This is a genomic window from Negadavirga shengliensis, assembly GCF_042652345.1.
GTDB classification, from domain to species: Bacteria; Bacteroidota; Bacteroidia; order Cytophagales; family Cyclobacteriaceae; genus Negadavirga; species Negadavirga shengliensis.
Genome location: NZ_JBHSJJ010000012.1, coordinates 65,491 through 80,433, shown reverse-complemented (window position 1 = coordinate 80,433; position 14,943 = coordinate 65,491). Strand labels below are relative to the sequence as shown.

General features: G+C 45.9%; 13 protein-coding genes. 6 read left to right on the top strand and 7 right to left on the bottom strand.

Features of this window, described 5'->3' with window-relative positions:
* Positions 1-5: 5 nt before the first annotated feature.
* The 3 genes from ACFPFU_RS18525 to ACFPFU_RS18515 all read right to left on the bottom strand — a co-directional run bounded on the left by ACFPFU_RS18525 (position 6) and on the right by ACFPFU_RS18515 (position 4,419).
* On the bottom strand, positions 6-2,753 hold the full coding sequence (locus ACFPFU_RS18525; RefSeq protein WP_377066830.1) for a DUF1553 domain-containing protein: 2,748 nt from the start codon (positions 2,751-2,753) through the stop codon (positions 6-8).
* A 108-nt stretch (positions 2,754-2,861) separates the two neighbouring features.
* The gene (locus tag ACFPFU_RS18520; protein ID WP_377066828.1) at positions 2,862-3,350 is read right to left on the bottom strand and encodes a copper resistance protein NlpE N-terminal domain-containing protein; all 489 of its coding nucleotides are present in this window, start codon (positions 3,348-3,350) and stop codon (positions 2,862-2,864) included.
* A 103-nt stretch (positions 3,351-3,453) separates the two neighbouring features.
* Complete coding sequence (locus ACFPFU_RS18515) at positions 3,454-4,419, bottom strand: NAD-dependent epimerase/dehydratase family protein (RefSeq protein ID WP_377066826.1); 966 nt, start codon at positions 4,417-4,419, stop codon at positions 3,454-3,456.
* 154 nt (positions 4,420-4,573) lie between these two features.
* Here ACFPFU_RS18515 and kbl point away from each other — a divergent pair, with 154 nt between their 5' ends.
* The gene (kbl, locus tag ACFPFU_RS18510; RefSeq protein WP_377066824.1) at positions 4,574-5,767 is read left to right on the top strand and encodes a glycine C-acetyltransferase; all 1,194 of its coding nucleotides are present in this window, start codon (positions 4,574-4,576) and stop codon (positions 5,765-5,767) included.
* Between the two features lie 30 nt (positions 5,768-5,797).
* Here the strand turns inward: kbl and cdaA are convergent, their stop codons facing one another.
* Positions 5,798-6,664, bottom strand: coding sequence for a diadenylate cyclase CdaA (cdaA, locus tag ACFPFU_RS18505; RefSeq protein ID WP_377066822.1), 867 nt, complete (start codon positions 6,662-6,664; stop codon positions 5,798-5,800).
* A complete protein-coding gene (folP, locus tag ACFPFU_RS18500; protein ID WP_377066820.1) occupies positions 6,661-7,545 on the bottom strand; it encodes a dihydropteroate synthase in 885 nt (294 codons plus the stop codon). Before folP ends, cdaA begins: the two co-directional genes overlap by 4 nt.
* A 14-nt stretch (positions 7,546-7,559) precedes the next feature.
* On the opposite strand from folP, the gene ACFPFU_RS18495 reads away from it, so the two are divergent.
* Genes ACFPFU_RS18495 through ACFPFU_RS18485 form a run of 3 tightly spaced genes read left to right on the top strand, consistent with a single transcriptional unit; the run spans position 7,560 to position 9,734 of the window.
* On the top strand, positions 7,560-8,105 hold the full coding sequence (locus ACFPFU_RS18495) for a DUF1599 domain-containing protein (protein WP_377066818.1): 546 nt from the start codon (positions 7,560-7,562) through the stop codon (positions 8,103-8,105).
* The gene (locus tag ACFPFU_RS18490) at positions 8,098-9,195 is read left to right on the top strand and encodes a BT_3928 family protein (protein ID WP_377066816.1); all 1,098 of its coding nucleotides are present in this window, start codon (positions 8,098-8,100) and stop codon (positions 9,193-9,195) included. Before ACFPFU_RS18495 ends, ACFPFU_RS18490 begins: the two co-directional genes overlap by 8 nt.
* 5 nt (positions 9,196-9,200) lie before the next feature.
* The gene (locus ACFPFU_RS18485; RefSeq protein WP_377066814.1) at positions 9,201-9,734 is read left to right on the top strand and encodes a shikimate kinase; all 534 of its coding nucleotides are present in this window, start codon (positions 9,201-9,203) and stop codon (positions 9,732-9,734) included.
* On the opposite strand, the gene ACFPFU_RS18480 is transcribed toward ACFPFU_RS18485, so the two are convergent.
* Together ACFPFU_RS18480 and ACFPFU_RS18475 are read right to left on the bottom strand one after the other, a co-directional pair.
* Complete coding sequence (locus ACFPFU_RS18480) at positions 9,717-11,186, bottom strand: OmpP1/FadL family transporter (RefSeq protein WP_377066812.1); 1,470 nt, start codon at positions 11,184-11,186, stop codon at positions 9,717-9,719. The genes ACFPFU_RS18485 and ACFPFU_RS18480 overlap by 18 nt on opposite strands.
* Positions 11,187-11,301: 115 nt before the next feature.
* Positions 11,302-12,633, bottom strand: coding sequence for a hypothetical protein (locus tag ACFPFU_RS18475; RefSeq protein WP_377066810.1), 1,332 nt, complete (start codon positions 12,631-12,633; stop codon positions 11,302-11,304).
* Positions 12,634-12,768: 135 nt separating this feature from the next.
* Between ACFPFU_RS18475 and proS the strand changes: the two genes are divergently transcribed.
* The gene (proS, locus tag ACFPFU_RS18470; RefSeq protein WP_377066808.1) at positions 12,769-14,250 is read left to right on the top strand and encodes a proline--tRNA ligase; all 1,482 of its coding nucleotides are present in this window, start codon (positions 12,769-12,771) and stop codon (positions 14,248-14,250) included.
* A 230-nt stretch (positions 14,251-14,480) separates the two neighbouring features.
* Positions 14,481-14,942, top strand: coding sequence for an NfeD family protein (locus ACFPFU_RS18465; RefSeq protein ID WP_377066806.1), 462 nt, complete (start codon positions 14,481-14,483; stop codon positions 14,940-14,942).
* Position 14,943 lies beyond the last annotated feature (1 nt).

Genomic DNA, 14,943 nt, shown 5'->3' with positions numbered 1-14,943 from the left:
TCGCTTCAGGATTTGGTTAAGAATTCATCGAGATTGAGAATGGCGGTTGCCACTACCGTCAAAGCGGCCATTTCCAGGTTTTTTTCATCATTCCCAGCCATTTCCAAATATTTTTCCATGGCTTCAGGGTCTTTTTCAAAGTCTTGCTTTGAAAAATGGTAGAGTTCTTCCAGGCGTGAAAGTTTTTCTGTATTGATTGAAGACAATACCGCTTTTTCATAGCCATAAGCAATGGCTTTCCCGGTACCTTTTTCGTTGTATTTAGCCATTTGTCTGGCGAGGTGAAGGGCGGCTTCCTGATAAACAGGATCATTCATCGTTACCAGGGATTGCAAAGGCGTGTTGGTAATGGTCCGGTTTATGGTGCAGATTTCCCGGCTCCCTGCATCAAAGGTAATGAAGGAAGGATAAGGGCTGGTCCTTTTCAGGAAAGTATATATGGCTCTCCGGTACCGGTCTTCTCCCTCACTGGTTTCCCAACTTTCCCCGTTGTAAACCGTTTGCCATACGTTTTCGGGTTGGGGAGGCATCACTGCTTTTCCATACATTTTTCTACTAAGAAGTCCTGATACCGCCAATGCTTGGTCGCGAACCTGTTCTGCGCTAAGCCGGAACCTTGGTCCTCTGGCATACCACTTGTTGTCCGGGTCTTTTTCATACAACGCCGGGTTGCTAATAGAGCTTTGCCGGTAGGTTCCGGACATCACCATGTCTTTGATAAGGGGTTTGAGCTGCCAGTTGTGTTCATGCATCAACCGAAGCGCCAGCCAATCCAGTAATTCTTTGTGGCTTGGGGTGTCGGATTGGGTGCCCATGTCTTCCAGGGTGCTCACCAGGCCGCGTCCAAAAAGCTGTGCCCATATCCTGTTCACCATGGTTCTGGCAGTAAGCGGGTTGTCTTTGCTGGTCAGCCAGTATGCCAGGCCCAACCTGTTTTTTGGCCATGACTCATCCCAGGAATTCAGATTGTCCGGTACGTCCGGTTGAACCTCATCTCCCAGCAGCAACCAGTTGCCCCTTTCAAAAACCTTGGTCTCCCTCTTCATAAAAGGGGGATTTTCCACCATAATGGGCACGGTGGGCGTAGGCATGTTTAACAGCCGGTCAAACTGGGATATCACTGTTTCATATCCGTCTTTTGCTGTCCCGGGTAACGTAGGGACAAAGGCAAACCAGTTGATGGCGCTGCTGGTCTGTTGTTGCGCCAGGCTTTTGTTTTCCATATGCAGATAAAGATCCACTCTGCCTTCCACTTTTTTGAAAGGGATCCTTTTGATCACCCGTCCGTCAGTTTTATTCAAAGTAAAGCGGCTGAGTACCTCACCTTCGGGACCACCGTTCCTGATGGTCATCAGGTTGCCATCATTACCTGTCCAATAGTTGAGGTAGAGGTATTCGGCCCCTCCGGTATGGACGCCTCTCAGGTAGCATGAACCATCGTCCCAGAGCCCCAACCACTTGGTATCGATCAGTTCTCCATTGGTGAAATCTTCGCAATCATGCGCATGGTATTTGGGTTCCTGGTAGAGGAGGAAATTTTCATAAGTTTCGGCTTGTTTGCTTGAACCGTATTCGGTTACCCAGTCCTTAATCTTTGAAATTTCTCCCGCAGCATCATCATCGTAAAATTTAAGTTTGGGTTCCTCGCCGTGGGTGTCCTCGTCCCGGGTGTTATTGAAAAAAGCCATCAACTGGTAGTAATCTTCGTATTTAAAAGGATCATAAGGATGGCTATGGCATTGTACACAAGCCATGGTGGTACTCTGCCACACTTCAAATGTGGTATTGACCCGGTCAATGACGGCAGCTACCCTAAACTCCTCGTCTTCCGTGCCTCCTTCATCATTGTTCATGGTGTTTCTATGAAAAGCCGTGGCGGTCAACTGATCTAAACCGGGATTTGGCAGCAGGTCACCGGCAAGTTGCTCTATAGTAAACTGATCGAAAGGCATGTCCCGGTTCAAGGCCCTGATGACCCAGTCCCGGTAGGCCCAGATTTCCCGGCTTACATCCCGTTCATATCCTTTGGTGTCCGCATACCTGGCCATATCCAGCCACCAGGATGCCCATTTTTCTCCGTATCCTTCGTCGTTTAACAGCTCATCCACGACCTGTTCGTAGGTAAGTTTTCCGGTGTCCCAATGCTGTCTGAGGCTTTCGCTTGGCGGCAATCCCGTCAGGTCCAGGCTTACCCTCCTTAATAATACTTTGGGATCGGCTTGGGGAGAAGGTTCAAGTTCTTTGGAATGTAATTGTTTAGCTATAAAATGGTCAATTTCATTTTGGAGAAACGGAGATCTTTCTTCCCCGGAGGAAAAACCTGCCCTAAAGGTTATGGACGAAGTAGGCACCTCTACGTCATGCGGCAATTCATAAGCCCAGTGCTTGCCCCATTTGGCACCCTGATTCACCCATTTGGTTAAAGTCTGTATTTGCTCTTTGCTAAGGGGAGGATGATTATAGGGCATCCTGAGTTCTGGATCATCCTCCGTTAAACGGGATATGAATTCACTGGCTTTTGCTTTTCCCGGAATGATAGCAGGCACACCTGATTCAGTGGGGGCCAGGGCCTCTTCTTCAAATAAGAGGCTGAATCCCGCGTTCTTTTTCACCCCTCCGTGACAGGAAATGCAATGTTTATTCAGAATCGGCTTTACTTCGGTGCTGAAATCAACTTCCCGTTGATGACCAACCAGATATAGTATGCTGGAAACAGCAACAAATGCAATAGCCGGAAACAGGTATTTTTTCATGATTATTCTGGGCGCCAAAGAATTAAATTATGCAAATAAAACGTTACAGGCAAGGGCCAATGTTCCAAAAGGGCCAAAAAATGATAAGTGGCACCATGTCCCCTTCTGTCAGGGTACGGGCTTAAGGGTATGATTGGATGTGGGGACCATCTTTTTTTCCTCCTGGGACAATAATTGCAAAGAGCCATTGGCTTCTTGGGAAAAAGAAATGAATAGCTGTTGATCCTCATCGATTAACCGGATCACCATAAGAGAGGGTTCGTCTTCTGTGCCATAATGAACTTGATAAATGCCTTTTGTGGTATACTTTCTGTCTCCATCTTTGGTATCCAGATAAGTCTCTGTCAGTTCATAAGCCCTTTCTTTCTTATCCGGGCTGTTTTCAAGCTTTAATTGCAGGTGTTTGCCAGAACAATCCGCGCAGGGAACGGTGCCTTCATATGTCAGCCAGGTTGAATAACGGTCTTCCAAGATGATTTCTTTTTCCATAGCTGGAGTGGTAAATTCTTCTTCGTGCCGGGTTTCTTCCGTTGGTGCATCACAGCTGGCCAAAATGATAAACCCGAGGGAAATGGAAAGGAGGGTATATTTTTTCATGGGTCGGAGTGAGATAAGGTTACTGCGGGAGGGTTGTTGAGAAATTTTGCTCCATCCCAAATATAAATGTTCAGGTCGTTATTCCGGTGATGAGGGCTAAAATTTATTGTTGTTTATGTAGATAGGGGATATACTCGGGCAAATTTGCGAGGATATCCTGCGTCATGTCTTCCAGGTCATAATCATGATGCCAGCCCCAGTCTTTGCGAGCAGCGGAATCATCGATGCATTGTGGCCATCCTTCGGCAATTTGTTGTCTGTAATCAGGTTTGTATTCGATGCTGAAATCAGGTAGATGGGCTTTGATGCTTTCATAGATTTCCTCAGGCGTGAAGCTGATGGCGGCCAGGTTATAGCTGGATCGTATTTTTATGTTCTCCGAAGGAGAATCCATCAGGCGTAAGGTGGCTTTTATGGCATCCGGCATATACATCATAGGCAGGCGGGTATCCGGTTTCAAAAAGCACCCGAAATTTTGATTGTTGATGGCTTTATGATAAATGTCCACAGCATAATCAGTGGTGCCACCACCCGGTAGTGATTTATAACCGACCAGTCCGGGATACCTGAGGCTTCTGACATCCACCCGGTGTTTCTTATGATAATATTCACACCATCGCTCTCCGGCGAGCTTTGAGATACCGTAAACAGTGGTAGGTTCTTTGACAGCAAATTGGGAGGTGTGGGTCTTGGGTGCGTTGGGGCCAAATACCGCGATCGAAGAGGGCCAAAAAATCCTATCCAGCTTGATTGATTTTGCCAGTTCCAACAAGCTCAGCAGGCTTTCCATGTTGAGCCGCCAGGCAAACAGGGGATTGTTTTCACCGGAAGCGGATAAGACGGCTGCAAGGTGATAGACCTGTGTGATGGCTTCGTTTTCAATCAGTTTTCTGACAGCTTCGCCGTCGAGTACATCCAATGTCCTAAAGTGGCAGTATTCAAATTTTTCCCTCATTTCGGGATTAATGTCGGTTGCCCACACATTTTCAGCACCGTGCTTATCTGCCAAAGCCTGTGTCAGTTCTGTTCCCAGCTGTCCTCCAGCACCTGTAACCAGAATTTTATCCATATGGGTTTATTTTGAATTTGGGGCAATCCGGGATTGCTTTCAGAATTTAATTGTATTTTGCTGCAATTTTCATACAAAAATAGTAATTTCATTCCTTACTGTGGTTTTATTTTGGAAATTCGTAACCTATTTGTGACCAAGACTGCTTATTGACATGTATGAACAACTTAAACCTGCTTTGGAAGAAGAGCTACAAGCCATAAGGGACGCTGGACTGTTTAAAACCGAAAGGATTATCAGTTCCCCGCAAGGCCCGGAAATCACCACCGCAGACGGACGCGAAGTGTTGAATTTCTGTGCCAACAATTATTTAGGCCTTTCCAGCCATCCCAAAGTGATAAAGGCCGCGAAGGAGAGCATAGATACCCATGGATACGGCATGTCTTCAGTCCGGTTTATCTGCGGGACCCAGGATATTCATAAAGAACTTGAAAGGAAAATCTCCGATTTTTTGGGGATGGAAGATACCATTCTGTACGCGGCGGCATTTGATGCTAATGGAGGCGTTTTTGAGCCTTTGTTGGGTTCGGAGGATGCCATTATTTCGGATGCGCTTAACCATGCCTCTATCATCGATGGGGTGAGGTTGTGCAAAGCGATGCGTTTTCGGTATAAGCATAACGATATGGATGACCTCGAAAAGCAGCTTCAGGAGGCTGAGCAAAAAGGGGCCGGAAATAAGATCATCGTAACGGATGGTGCATTCTCCATGGACGGCACCATTGCCCAATTAGACAAAATAGCTGATCTGGCTGAAAAATATAGGGCTTTGGTGATGTCGGATGAGTGCCATGCTACCGGGTTTTTGGGCAAAACGGGCAGGGGTGTGCATGAACTGAAGAATGTGATGGGAAGGATAGATATCATTACCGGTACCTTGGGCAAAGCATTGGGGGGCGCATCAGGTGGATTCACTTCGGGAAGAAAAGAAATTATCGAAATGCTCAGACAACGATCCAGGCCCTATTTGTTCTCCAATACCTTGGCACCAGCTATAGTAGGTGCATCCATTGCGGTATTTGACCTGCTGTCCGGTACGACGGAATTGAGGGACAAGCTTGAAGAAAATACCCAGTATTTTAGGAGGAAAATTAAGGACGCGGGATTTGATATCAAAGATGGAACCCATCCCATTGTCCCTATTATGCTATACGATGCGGCACTTTCCCAGCAGATGGCTGAAAAATTGTTGGAAAAGGGGATTTATGTGATTGGATTCTACTACCCGGTGGTGCCCAAAGGGCAGGCCAGGATCAGGGTCCAACTTTCTGCCGCACATGAAAAACAGCATCTGGACACAGCGATAGAAGCTTTTAAAGAGGTGGGAAAAGAATTGGGCGTGATATAAGCCGGCGAAGGGGAGGTTGAGTAAATCCACTTAAACCTCGGTGGTTTTGGTCTGGGCCTGGATTTTGCCTACCTGCCCTATGATATCAAATTTATCCTCAATTTCTTCACCCATCAGGTATTTGTTTATCAATTCCCTGACTTCCTGGAAGGAAAGGTTGTGAAGTATTTTGCCGTTTTTTGCCAAAGACACCTGACCGGTTTCCTCCGAAATAATCAACACAAGGGTATCGGTGGCCTCTGACATGCCTATGGCAGCCCTGTGCCTTAACCCGAACTGCGCAGGTACTTCACGTTCCGTGACCGGGAGTATGCATCTGGCGGCCTTTACCCGGCCATTGTAGATGATCACACTGCCGTCGTGAAGGGGGCTGTATTTGTTGAAGATGGAAACCAGCAGTCTTTTGGAGACGACAGCATCTATGATATCGCCGCTTTCCGCGTAAAATTTAAGTTCTGAATTTCTGGAGATGACAATAAGTGCTCCCGTGCTGCTTCCGGAAAGTGTTTTGGAGGCTTCAATGATAGGCGTGACATTAAAGGCAATACTTTCCCTTTTCCGCCAAAAAAGCAGTTCCTGCCAAAGGTTTTCATTGGAAAATATGGAAGATTTACCCACAATGAGGAGGAATTTCCTTATTTCTTGCTGGAATAATATAATGGCGGCCAAAACGCCCACACCCATAAACTGTCCCAGGATGATGGTGAGCAGTTCCATTCTCGCCGCGCTTACTACCAGATAAATAAGGTAGATGGAAAGAAAGCCCAAGAATATTTTTATGGCCACGCTTCCCCGCATCAATTTATACACCTGATAAATCAGGATGCTTACCAGTGCAATGTCGATCACATTGACCAGGGAAATGTCCAAAAAACCTATTCTAAATAATAATCTCAATTGTATAATTGTTTATAGATGGTTAATGCCTCATTTGCTTCCTTTACATCGTGTACCCTAAGAATATCCGCACCGTTGATCAATGCCGCCATATGCAGTGCAGTGGTGGCATTCAAGGATTCTTCCGGAGTAGATTCCAGCAGTTTATAGATCATCGATTTTCTCGATGCCCCTACAAGTATCGGAGATTGCAGGGTTTTGAAATAAGTAAGGTTTTTTATCAGCCGGTAATTTTGTTCTAATGTCTTTGAAAAACCTAAACCTATATCTAATATAACATCTTTTATGCCAGCTTGGTGGCATCTTTCCAATTTAAGGGAAAAATATTCGAGCATATCCTTTTCCAAATCCCCGTAATCCGTCAGCTTTTGCATCGTTGAAGGAGTGCCTCTCATATGCATACAGATATAAGGCACCGCCAACTCCCCCACCGTTTCGAACATTCTTTCGTCCAAGCCCCCTCCGGAGATGTCATTCACGATATCAGCACCGGCCTGCACGGCTTCCTTGGCCACTTTATGCCGGAATGTGTCAACGGATATCAATGCATTAGGAAAGCTTTTCTTTATACTGCTAATTACGGGAATCACCCTGTCAAGTTCGGATTTCTCTGAGACTTCCGCTGCTCCAGGCCTGGAGCTGTATCCGCCAATATCAAGTATGTTTGTGCCTTCTTCAAGCATTTCTGCCGCCTTGTCCTCTAAGGCCGCCCGGTCCATATAAAACCGGTTGCCGGAAAAGAATGAATCAGGAGTGACGTTCAAAATACCCATTATCCAAGGTTTATCCAGACAAAAAAGCTTTCCTTTGATTTGGAGTGTTTTTTTTGGGGGAAATAAATTATCTTCGGTTTTATAAATTGATTGTATATCTTTTATCATAAAATAGTGTTGCTTTGGAAACGCAAACCGCAAGCGAATATAGTGAAGTTATCGGCCTTTGTAAAGAACTTTTTAAGAAGAAAACGCAGGATTATGGAACGGCATGGAGAATACTCAGGTTGCCTTCATTGACAGATCAGATATTCATCAAGGCACAACGTATCAGGTCTATCCAGGAAAAAGGGGAGCAAAAAATAATGGATCCGGTTAAAGAGGAATTCATCGGGATCATTAATTATTGTCTGATAGCCCTGATGCAAATCGATTTAGCCGATGATGACCGGCTTGAGATAGGCTTTCCGGAGCTGGAACCTTTGTACGACAAATGGGCGGATGCCACAAAGGGCCTGTTGGAAAACAAGAACCATGATTATGGGGAAGCTTGGCGATCCATGCGCATAGCTTCCATAACAGACATCATCCTGATGAAACTTTACCGGGTAAAACAAATAGAAGATAACCAGGGAAAGACTTTGGTTTCCGAAGGGGTAGCCGCCAACTATCAGGATATTCTGAATTATGCTGTTTTTTGTATGATCAAATTGAAGGAAGATGCTTAGAACGGTCATTTTGAATATCATCCGCTTTGTGGTGGGGGGATTGTTTATCTTTTCGGGATTGATCAAGGTCAATGATCCCGTAGGCACAGCGATCAAACTGGAAGAATATTTTGATGTCTTTTCATCAGATATAGCCTTTTTTTTCGAGTACTTCAAAGCCATATCCCTTCCGCTTGCGGTGTTTCTGGTAGTGGTGGAAGTCGCTTTGGGAGTTATGGTGATCCTGGGATGGAAAATCAGGACGGTTATCTATTTGTTGCTGGCCATGATCGTCTTTTTTACCTTTCTCACATTCTATTCGGCCTATTTTGACAAAGTGACGGATTGCGGTTGTTTTGGGGATGCCATCAAGCTGACCCCATGGGAGTCCTTTTACAAGGACATTGTTCTGCTGGTATTGATTCTTATTCTCTTTTATTTCAGACATCAAATCAGGGAAAATAGTTCGAGGTGGGCCATGTGGGGATCGTTATTGGCATTTTCTCTGGCCATTGTTTTATCAGTAGCGGCAATCCGTAATCTTCCGTTTATTGATTTCAGGGCTTATAAAAAGGGGGTCAATATCCAGGAAGCCATGCAGCCTTCGGCCCCGCTCCAGTACAGTTATTTGATGGAGAAAGATGATGAGGTATTTGTTTTTGACCAATACCCGGCTGATGACAGTTATGAATTTGTGGAAATGAGGCTGAATAACCCTGAATCCCTGCCTAAAATCTCGGATTTTTCGGTTTGGAATGAGGAGGGCGATTTCACCGATGAGGTACTTTCGGGCAAAAAGATTCTGATCTTGATCAGCAATGTCGAAAAAATGTCCCATAAGAGCCTTGACAAAATCGGGAATTTGGAGCGGGCTTTTCGGGGAACCGATGTGGAGGTAAAGCTGGTGGGAGCGTCATCAGATGACGAATTAAAGCGGGTGTTGCTGGAAAACGGTTGGGATATCAGTTATTACCTAGCCGATGCCACAGTGGTCAAAACCATTATCCGTTCAAATCCCGGTTTGGTTTTTTTACAAGATGGAACGGTCAAGGCGAAGTTCCATCATTTAAACACGCCGGAACCCGACCGGGCCAAAAAGATATTTGAATAACAGTCATGAATCCTAATAAAATCGTACTGGTGGGGATGCCGGGAAGCGGCAAGTCCACATTGGGGGTGGAACTGGCAAAACAGCTCGGTTTTTCTTTTTACGATCTGGACACCCTGATCGAGCAGCGCGAGAAGTCCGGAATATCCGATATTTTTTCAGCAAAAGGAGAAGGGTATTTTCGAAAGCTGGAATCTGCCGTATTGAAAGGGGTTTTGTTGCGCGATGAGTCTTTTATACTCGCTACAGGTGGGGGAGCCCCCTGCTTTAATGAAAATATGGCATTGATCAATGAACATGGGCTTTCTGTATATCTGGACGTGCCACTCAATCAAATACTGAACAGGTTGACCAGTAACCAGATAGAAATACGACCCCTATTTGCGGGTCTTGAAACCGGTGAAATCATTCTTAAGCTTAAAAACATGTACTTTGAGCGACAGAAGTATTACGAGAAAGCCATTATAAAGCTCAGAGGAGAGGACATCTCCACTGAGCTCTTGATTTCTGAATGGATGCGTATTTTAAAAATTAAATCCTAATGTCAGCATACCGGTAATTCGGCTGTTTTCTGTAGTAGCTATCGGTGAGCCGGGGTAGGAAGAATAATAGGTATTAAAGCGGCTGCTAACCAGTCCAAAGTCTATGCTGAAATGGGGTAATCTGACCCCAACACCACCGCTGAGCTGATTCATGCTTCTGTCTGTATCCGTGTTGTCCTGGAAGGGATCACCGTAGAAAGCATAACCCGCCCTGATCCTGAACATTTCGAGCCGGTATTCACCCCCGACCCGATAATTTACAGTCTGACCATACAGCTGCCGGATATCCCTGTTATCTTCTCCTGTATTGAAAACATTGGATCTTAAATTGGCGGTGCTATAATCAAGATAATCCATGTCAGCAGAAAGGAAACCGTTTTTACCGAAGAAATAGGTAAGGCCTACTCCCGCTCTCATGGGGGTTCTTAAATTATAACTGCTGATGAATATGTCGGTTTCAGCATCCGACTCTGCAATGGACCCAAATTCAGGATCCTGATAGGGGGGAGAAAAATCAGCGAAAATATCCGCATTATATTCTTCATTGATCCGCATCCAAGTGGGTGATTTGAAATTCAGCCCGACATTCAGCTGATCCACTGGTTTGTAGATCACCCCCAGACCCAGGTTTACGCCTGACCCATCAAGAAAAAGATTTTCCTGTAATGAGCTGAACAGGGTCTGGTTGTTATTGTTGTCCAGAAATTCCTCATTGTAAGTTTGGGTGGACCGATAAGTGACGGTAGTTACTCCCAATGAAGCCCCTATGAACAGTTTATTTTTAAAGTTCCCGCCATAGGCAAAACTTATCTGGGTCATATTCCCCTCATTTTCTATCAATTCGGACTTTTCTAAGCGGTCTGTGGCATTGGGGGAGTAATCATAACCGCCGTTGGCGGGATTGATAAGAAAAGCTTCATAAAACAGGCCGTCAGTGCCTCCCGGTACCCCTTCTGCATTATACACGTCCAAGTAATAATCCAATATTGAACCTTGGTCCAGCTGGTTGGAGAAGTAACCCAGGTTACTGTTGAAGCTGGCATGCCGGTCCAAACTGATACCAAATGAGCCGCCTCTCCAGTCACCGACTTCCATGGGGTCTTTTGCCCTGCTGATTACTGCTCCCAGGTTGGGTAAGGAAAAATTGGTCGCGTTATAACCCCTGGCTTGGTTTAGGAACCCGGTATCAGCATTCCAATCACCGTAGGCTGCTGTAAAACTGAATTCGGACCGCTGAAAGAATCCCAATCCTGCGGGGTTTCCATGCACGTTACTAAGATCCCCTCCCAACGAATTCTGTGTACCACCAAGAGCGGTAATCCTGGAAGTCCCGGTAGATTGAAACCTGCTGAATCTTAACGCATCTTCTACGTATCCGCTTTGAGCCATCAAAGCAGCTTCCTGGAAAAACAAAAAAATGACTACAGGAAGAATAATCTTTGTTGTTTTCATATATATGGAATTTGCATAGTGATATCTGATCAGGACAATAATTATGCCCGAAAAAGTTAATGCTGTATTCGAAAACTGAAATGAATAATCCGAAAGAGGTAAAAAAAAGAGGGAATTAATTCCCTCTTCTTCCTCCTCCTACACTACCTCCGCCCCGGGAGGCACCTCCTCCGCTGTATCCCCCTCTACTGGGAGCACTAAACGACGGGGAAGATGATCTTGAAGGAGGAGAGTATGTGCTTCTGCTAGGTGCAGTTGATCGCTGGTTATAGCTTGGTGCCGTACTCCTGGTCCTGTTGTAAGACGGAGAAGTATTTCTGCTGGGCGCACTGTATCCGGACCTTGTGGATCCCACATTGGACCTTCTGGTATTGATGTTTGCCGGAGCCTGGGTCCTGGGTGTGGTCGCGGTTCTACTTGGAGTGGTGTAAGCGCTCCTAGTAGCTGTGTTTCCGGCCCGGTTCATTGCCGGAGAATTGATGTTTCTTCCAGCGGGTGCTGCGGAAGCAGTATTATAATAATCGTTTTGAGACCTGCTGAAATCATTTCGCGTAGAGGCTGCCCTGTTTCTGGCATTAGGACTTGAAGCCACGGCATCCCTTCTGGCGGCGGCTCTGGATGAACCAGGCTGGGTGGCCTCAGATCTGCTTCTTGGTGTGGCAGTAGCCAAAGATGAACTCCTGCTCGGTCTGGCACTGCTTACAAGCTGCCTTCTGCCTATTTCTCCTCCAGGAACTATGATCACGGGGTTGTAGAAGCCTCTGCCCCACATGCCTCCGCCCCACATTCCCATTCCCATGCCCCAACGTGGGCCAAATCCCATCATCCAAGGATCCCAGAAGGGGTCATAGAAACCGAATCCCGGTCTCATAAAAGGGCTTCCCCATCCGAATCCCATTCCAAAACCCATTCGCATGCCGAAACCAGGCCTCATGAAACCCGGACCCCACATGCCCATACCTGGACCCCAGAAGGGATCATAGAATCCCATGGGACCCCACATGCCTCCCATACCCATCATCGGGCTGAACATAAAATTGTTGAAAACCATGGGGTTGGAGAAGTTTCCGTTTCTTCCCCGGAAATTATCATAGGCGTCGATGTCCCCTTCTTGGGGTGCCATCGCTTGAGAATCGGCATCGTCAAAATATACGGACCCTTCTTCAACCGGCTCAGTAGACCTCTGGTATTTTGCGATATACTCTGGGTTTACATTTCTGGCAGAAAAATTGTCCTGATCCACATCTATGCTGCGGATTTCCTCAATTTCCCTAAAATTATCTGGGTTATTGTTCTTTACGGCAAATTCAGTAGCTATCCTCGCATCTGATGCCATGAAGTACAAGTTATCAGATTCGCCCTGCATCGCCTTGTAATTTGTGCTACAAGCAGCCAGGCCTATGAGTGCTATCGCGCTTACGTACCGAATTGGATTGAAATTATTCATAGGGGGTCTCATTTAACATTTCTCAATTACTATATACGGGATCATAGCAAGAGGGTTATTATTTTTTAAATTATATTTGCCTCCAGTCTAACACCGAAATATAAAGAGTTTTTTTAATACAACAAAAAATTAATAATGAGTAAAGGACTGCCAAAACGAAGTGAGGACTATTCACTATGGTACAATGAATTGGTAAAAAGAGCTGATTTAGCGGAGAACTCAGCTGTTAGGGGCTGTATGGTGATCAAGCCTTATGGCTACAGCATTTGGGAGAAAATGCAGGCTGAATTGGACAGAATGTTTAAAAAAACAGGCCATACCAATGCCTATTTCCCTCTTTTTATACCCAAATCCTTTCTTTCCAAGGAAGCCAGTCACGTGGAAGGGTTTGCCAAGGAATGCGCGGTAGTGACCCATTACCGCCTGAAAGGAGATCCTTCCGGTAATGGGGTTGTTGTGGATCCGGAGGCGGCGTTGGAGGAGGAACTTATCGTGAGACCCACATCGGAGACCGTGATTTGGAGTACGTATAAAAACTGGATACAATCCTACAGGGACCTGCCCCTTTTGGTTAACCAATGGGCCAACGTGGTCCGGTGGGAGATGAGGACCCGGCTTTTTCTCCGAACTGCCGAGTTTTTATGGCAGGAGGGCCATACCGCCCACGAAACCAAAGAGGAAGCTCAGGAAGAAACCCTGCGGATGATGAATGTGTACGCGGAATTTGCCCGGAACTTCATGGCATTGCCGGTAATCAAAGGCATCAAATCCGAAAGCGAGAAATTCGCCGGTGCTGAGGCTACTTATTGCATAGAAGCCATGATGCAGGACGGCAAGGCCCTGCAGGCGGGCACTTCCCATTTTCTGGGGCAAAACTTTGCCAAAGCCTTTGATGTGCGTTTTGCCACAAGAGATGGGGGGCTGGAATATGTATGGGGGACCTCCTGGGGGGTAAGCACACGTTTGATGGGAGCGCTTATTATGGCCCACTCGGATGACAACGGCCTCGTTCTGCCCCCAAAATTGGCCCCCATACAGGTCGTCATTGTCCCCATATTCAAAAGCGGGGAAGAACTCCAGGCCATTTCTGAAAAGGCTGCCGAAATCATGGAGAAACTGGATGCAGTAGGGATTTCCGTGAAATTTGATGGAAGGGACACCTTTAAACCCGGATGGAAATTTGCGGAATATGAATTGAAAGGGGTGCCTGTCCGGATAGCCATAGGTCCACGGGATCTCCAAAACAACACCTTGGAGGTGGCCAGAAGGGATACCCTGACCAAAGAATCCATACAATTGGATCAGATTGACCTTACGGATAAAATCCAAACACTGCTTGCAGATATCCAGAACAATATATTTCAAAAAGCCAAGCGGTTCATGGACGAAAAGACCACCATGGCAGATACTTGGGAAGAATTCGTTGAGGTTTTGGATAACAAGGGAGGGTTTGTTTCCGCCCATTGGGATGGGACTGCAGAAACCGAAGAACGGATCAAGGAAAAGACCAAGGCTACGATCAGGTGTATTCCGTTGGACCGGGACGGAGATCAGGGGAATTGTATTTTAAGCGGAAAGCCGTCGGCTGGTCGCGTGCTGTTTGCCAAAGCATATTAATGATTTCAATCTATCTATTAAGTATGAATGGTCCGGTTCTTAAACGTGTTCCGGACCATTTTAATAAGGCAATTCCACATTAAAACTTAAGTCTTCAGCTTGCTTATCTGACTGAGTAAAACGCATGCGTCAGGACGATATTTCTTATTTTGACAAAAACTCCCTAATTTACATGAAGGTTAAGATGCCTGAATAAATAGAACATCACTTTTGGGGTAAAGAAATAACGTATGACGTGGTTTATACTGCTCAGTTTGGTATTGTTTGGGGCCATGCTGATTTTAGTAGAAGTACTCTTTGTGCCGGGCACCACTATTGTGGGCCTGATCGGAGTAGCGTTTACCGCATTGGGGATTTATTATGCCTTTATTTCCTTTGACAGGGATACGGCTTTTATCATTCTGGGGGCGGCCGTGGTGGTAAACCTTTCTTTTATTCTGTATGGGTTCAGGTCCGGTGCCTGGGAGAGATTTGCCCTTAAAGACACCATCAGCAGCAGAACATATGATGACAGGCTGCTCGGCTTAGAAAAAGGGCAGAAGGGAAAGACATTGTCTGACTGTAAGCCATTTGGAAAGGTGGAGATCGGAGATAAGATATATGAAGCAAAATCCGAAGGGGGATTTATTCCTGCCGGATCGGAAGTATATATTGTAAAAATAGAAAACAATAAGATTATTATAAAACAATAAA

What these genes read in the sequence shown, in the direction of transcription:
- ACFPFU_RS18525 (WP_377066830.1), bottom strand. Translation starts at nt 2,753, where the DNA reads ATGAAAAAATACCTGTTTCCGGCTATTGCATTTGTTGCTGTTTCCAGC.
- ACFPFU_RS18520 (WP_377066828.1), bottom strand. Translation starts at nt 3,350, where the DNA reads ATGAAAAAATATACCCTCCTTTCCATTTCCCTCGGGTTTATCATTTTG.
- ACFPFU_RS18515 (WP_377066826.1), bottom strand. Translation starts at nt 4,419, where the DNA reads ATGGATAAAATTCTGGTTACAGGTGCTGGAGGACAGCTGGGAACAGAA.
- kbl (WP_377066824.1), top strand. Translation starts at nt 4,574, where the DNA reads ATGTATGAACAACTTAAACCTGCTTTGGAAGAAGAGCTACAAGCCATA.
- folP (WP_377066820.1), bottom strand. Translation starts at nt 7,545, where the DNA reads ATGATAAAAGATATACAATCAATTTATAAAACCGAAGATAATTTATTT.
- ACFPFU_RS18490 (WP_377066816.1), top strand. Translation starts at nt 8,098, where the DNA reads ATGCTTAGAACGGTCATTTTGAATATCATCCGCTTTGTGGTGGGGGGA.
- ACFPFU_RS18485 (WP_377066814.1), top strand. Translation starts at nt 9,201, where the DNA reads ATGAATCCTAATAAAATCGTACTGGTGGGGATGCCGGGAAGCGGCAAG.
- ACFPFU_RS18480 (WP_377066812.1), bottom strand. Translation starts at nt 11,186, where the DNA reads ATGAAAACAACAAAGATTATTCTTCCTGTAGTCATTTTTTTGTTTTTC.
- ACFPFU_RS18475 (WP_377066810.1), bottom strand. Translation starts at nt 12,633, where the DNA reads ATGAATAATTTCAATCCAATTCGGTACGTAAGCGCGATAGCACTCATA.
- proS (WP_377066808.1), top strand. Translation starts at nt 12,769, where the DNA reads ATGAGTAAAGGACTGCCAAAACGAAGTGAGGACTATTCACTATGGTAC.
- ACFPFU_RS18465 (WP_377066806.1), top strand. Translation starts at nt 14,481, where the DNA reads ATGACGTGGTTTATACTGCTCAGTTTGGTATTGTTTGGGGCCATGCTG.